The following is a 1,841-nucleotide window of genomic DNA, read 5'->3' on the forward strand; positions in this document are numbered from 1 at the left end:
CGGTTTCTACTGGGGCGCACCGGAATACGGCACATTGGAGCCTGGGCGTAATATCAAACTCTCAGCCAGCTATCAATTTTGAGGCAGTCTTTTACTCCGCACAGTTGTGCGGCATGGTGAAAATTAGCTAAGCACTTAATCCGTTTTAAACGGTCGTTTAATTAAGAATAAATTATTCTGCCGTTTAGGTGCTTGTTTTATCGATAGATTGTTTTATGAACAGTGATAATTCAATCAAGTACAGGGATAACACCTATCTCACCAAGTGCGGAATTAGCCAGTAGCAATCTTCCAAAGGGAGCTACAGCGACAAAAGACGGACATAAAAAAAGCGGCCTGTGTGAGCAGGCCGCGCTTCCCTTCTTGTATCCCTTGTGTCCCTTCTTTCGAGCTAAGTACTTCTGCGCTTAGCCTATGCAGGGTCTAGTTTATTGGTGGCGATTCAGAATGCAGTAATCAATACAGAGTAAATGCGTATAAATCATGTTCGTATACATCAGAACTCAGTAAGTCGAGCGCAAATCGTAAACCTTCACGCCTGCTGCCAATTCCGAACAACTCGCAGAGCCGATAAAACGTAAACGACGACGCCCGCCAATAGCCTCAGGCAGTAAGGTAAACCCTGCGTCCTCAAAACGCCCTTCGCCGCTATATTCGACATGCACAAACAACGCCGGACGCTGACTCCACAACTCGATATAGCAACCTTGCTCATCTTCACCAATACGGTACTCAATCTGCGCTGGTTGCAACGGTAAACGCTTAAACACATCGGGATAGAAGCTATTTTCAATGCGTTCATTAGCTTGATTCTTTGGTGACTCCGAATGTAGAACAACATGATAAAATCCCCGTCGCGCCTCGCTTTCTGAGGCATTCGTACTGCTAGAGGCGTTACTCGGATTACGCTCGGGCAGCGGAATTTGCCAAATTGGTGCAGCACTATCTGGTGCAGCGGTACATGTTAGCGGCCAACGCTGTAACACGTCCCCATGCCAGCTGATCTGCAACACTTCCCCATGCAGCGATTGCATGGCATGCCGATCATTAACCAGATGCAACGTTAACATCGGCTGGCCTTGCGCATTAGGTTCATGAATAAAGGTCGCCATTAACGGCGCAAAGAAATGACGCGCATGGTGATGCAGCAATTTCCAGCGTCCTGAATATTCAATACTCGACCACGAACTCACCGGCCAGCAATCATTGAGCTGCCAAAACAAAATGCCGCGACAGTGATTTTTATAAGCACGCCAGTATTCCGCTGCCGTTTTAATAGCCAGCGCCTGCTGCACCTGACTTAAGTACAATTGCTGTTCAAAGCTGATCGGGAAGCGAAAATAGCGCGTGATCATCTCCGTGATAATGCTATTGCCCCGCCCGTTTTTCTGATGCTGTTCAAATGTTGGCGAAGTGATATTCCACTCATCCGGTTCGGCAAAGGATTTCACGGTGGGCAACGATGGCCATGACTGAAAACCGAACTCGGAGCAAAAGCGCGGTTTCACACTGTGGTAAGCATCAAAAGATTTACCGGAGTGCCACACATCCCAAAAATGCATATCGCCACGGTTGTCATCATGCCACGCATCGCCAAAATCTAACTCCCCATTACACGGCGAGCTAGCCCAGAAGCGGCGCGACGGGTCTTCCTGCTCAACAACTTCGGCCAACAGACGATTCAGGCGATCGTAATTCACCGTATATTTGACGCGCTGTTCACGGGATTCTGGATACCAGCCAATCGCGCCAATCACCTCGTTATCCCCACACCATAACGCCAGTGATGGATGGTCGGCTAAACGCTGCACCTGATAACGCACCTCATGCTCAACATCGAG

1 protein-coding gene is annotated in these 1,841 nt (G+C 48.7%); it reads right to left on the reverse strand.

Annotated features, from left to right (window positions below; translation table 11 throughout):
* Positions 1-503: 503 nt before the first annotated feature.
* Positions 504-1,841, reverse strand: a 1,338-nt coding sequence (locus ACRC27_RS11185; RefSeq protein ID WP_438639896.1) for a glycoside hydrolase family 2 protein, incomplete at its 5' end; no start/stop codon positions are given.

The sequence above is a fragment of the Plesiomonas sp. genome (genome assembly GCF_051650925.1).
Taxonomy (GTDB): Bacteria; Pseudomonadota; Gammaproteobacteria; order Enterobacterales; family CAMTGL01; genus Plesiomonas.